General features: G+C 57.7%; 1 protein-coding gene and 1 pseudogene. Both read left to right on the top strand.

Translation table 11 applies throughout. The annotated features are described in order from the left end of the window. Positions 1–113: 113 nt before the first annotated feature. Positions 114–701, top strand: a pseudogene (locus AC5ZG1_RS43810) (LysR substrate-binding domain-containing protein); the annotation flags it as partial. A 1,032-nt stretch (positions 702–1,733) separates the two neighbouring features. Further along, positions 1,734–2,000: a hypothetical protein gene (locus tag AC5ZG1_RS43805; protein ID WP_496136504.1), complete on the top strand. Its 267-nt coding sequence runs from the start codon at positions 1,734–1,736 to the stop codon at positions 1,998–2,000. Positions 2,001–2,105 lie beyond the last annotated feature (105 nt).

The raw sequence follows: 2,105 nt of genomic DNA, 5'->3' as shown, positions 1-2,105 counted from the left end.
GGCCCCCTGCTGGCGGAGGCGCTGGGCGACGTCGACGTTCAATATGTCTGGCGCTTCCTGCGCGAGCACAAGATTGAGAGCGCCGCCGCCGCATGGAGTTCCTCGGCTGAGGCGCACGAGAAGCTCCCGCCGTCACTTTCGAATTGTTGCCACTCGCCGATGAGACCGATGAGCTTCTCCGGCGGGGTGAAGTCGATTTTCTTATCTTGCCAGAATTGTTCATGTCGAGCGCGCATCCTAAAGCGGCATTGTTCGAGGAGCGGCTCGTGTGCGTAGGCTGCCACACGAATAAACGGCTGCCACCGCAGCTTGCATTCGACAAATACATGTCAATGGGGCATGTCGCAGTGAAGTTCGGGCGTGCGCGAAGGCCCTCCATCGCGGAATGGTTCTTACTTGAGCATGGTGTCAAGAGACGCATTGAGGTCGTCGTGCAGAGCTTTGGCATGATCCCGCCTGTACTATTGGACACGGGGCGCATAGCTACGATGCCCTCAAGGCTGGTTGAGCATTTCGCGCAGACGATGCCCCTGCAGATCGTCGCACTTCCGCGGTCACTTCCCGCATTTACCGAGGCCGTTCAATGGCCCGCTTTTCACAACAATAATCCGGCATGCATCTGGATGCGGGAGATATTGTTGGAAGAGGCGTCCCGCATGACTCCCCTGCCTGAGACCACACAAAGCTCTCGGCGCCCCTAGATCACTTAAAGCGTCTCATCGCCCTCCTCCTCGCTTCAAGCCGGTTACGCCCACATCCTTGGTGATGAGCCGGCCCTCCTTCATCGCGGGTGCAGTCTCGGAAAGTATGCTGCAAGGTCTTCGCTGGCGGCTCCGGCATGAACTCGGCTCGAATGCCTACCTCTTGCTCGAACTTCGTCTGCGCGCATTTCATGAGAGCCGCCTGACCCTGGTCCTCACACCGCTCTCTGCCCCGCAACCTCTTGACGAGCGCCTCTACAAGAGGCATGAACGCCGTCCCTCGTGAGAGTGCTTCCTGACTACAGTGCCCGCGCCGGCAGCGGTCCGCTTCGAGCAAGACGGCAAACATGTGCGATGTAAACCAAGGGCTTTCCTGATCGAGGCCAGCCATTTGCCTTGTGCGCGCAGCCCGTCGCGCGCTCCGCCGCCGCTCAGAGCACCACCTTATCGCCGATCCGCAATGAGCATCTTCATCGCTGCAGAAATTCGGAAGAACATTGCCCGCCTGAGTATCCATCATTTGGTATACCATGCGCGAGAAGGTCGAGCAGCGCCGCCGCTGGTAGATTGGTGCCCTCCCGCCATTCTCGTAACGGTGCTGCGATCCGTTGTAAACGGAATCAAAAGAGCAGCCATCGCTTTGCGATGGACATTCAGATATGCGAGCCAAGCTGAGGAAATGTTGAGGCTATCGTTTTTTGGATTAGCATCGGCGACCGCGTCGATCTCACAACGACTCCGCGCTTCCTGCAGGCATGAGTGAGCATAGCGGTGCTTCGGATGTGAGAGTTCATCTTTCTCGCCTCGTTGCTTCGGCTGCACATAGGCAACGGTGCTCGCAAATTGTTCAGAGAAGCTTGCCCGATATCGCCTACCTGGGTTCGGGACAGAGCAAAGCGCGACTGTGTTGCGCAACGGCATCACTTCAACGCATACCGCATCTTCATTGCCGTACGTCGTTGGTCTGTCTTCTTTTGGCCAAACGTCTTAGCGACGTGCGGCCGCCCTAGCGCGATAATGATACGGAGCCGAATGTTGCAGCAATACAGTGGTGTCTACGATCCGGAAGACCTTACGGTCCTGGGAAGGATTTTTGACGAAGCGGTCGCAGCGCTACCGACTTCTATGCAGACTCCTGAAAATCGAGCGGCGATCGCCACGCTTGTTCTGGCACGTGCTGCCGCCGGTAATGCGGAGTTGGCGTCATTGATGACTTTGGTCGTCGCCATTGCCTCTGCCGCTCGATCAGGCGGCCCCTCTGAGGAGAGCAACCTTGCTGGCGCCAGAAGAGCCATCTAGCTGGCGCCTTAATCGAAGCAGAGTGCAGCTAGCAGTCTGCTGAAAAAGCCCTCGTCAGGGGCTGCGATTGATGATTCTATATCGATCATGGATCGTCGGGGGTTC

The organism is Bradyrhizobium sp. Leo78, from assembly GCF_059512425.1.
The sequence above is the reverse complement of the archived record's forward strand: the minus strand, read 5'-3'. Positions and strand labels throughout refer to the sequence as shown.

What these genes read in the sequence shown, in the direction of transcription:
- AC5ZG1_RS43805 (WP_496136504.1), top strand. Translation starts at nt 1,734, where the DNA reads ATGTTGCAGCAATACAGTGGTGTCTACGATCCGGAAGACCTTACGGTC.